The organism is Seonamhaeicola marinus (assembly GCF_008085455.1).
The window spans coordinates 1-219 of sequence record NZ_VSDQ01000317.1; the positions used below are offsets into that span (position 1 = coordinate 1).

Consider the following 219-nt stretch of genomic DNA (forward strand, 5'->3'; position numbering starts at 1 on the left):
GAATTGTTATTCTCTAAAATTGAAGATAAAACCATCCAAGAACAGTTAGATAAATTAGAAGCTAGTAAAAAGGCTAATGAGGCTGCCAATAAAAAAGTTGAACCTCAAAAGGATACTATTACTTTTGAAGATTTTACAAAACTTGATATACGTGTTGGAACTATTATTGAAGCAGAAAAAATGCCAAAAACAAAAAAGCTTTTAAAATTAAAAGTTGAT

The 219-nt window shown here is 27.4% G+C and carries 1 pseudogene; it reads left to right on the plus strand.

Features of this window, described 5'->3' with window-relative positions:
* Positions 1-219, plus strand: a pseudogene (locus FUA24_RS04155) (methionine--tRNA ligase); the annotation flags it as partial.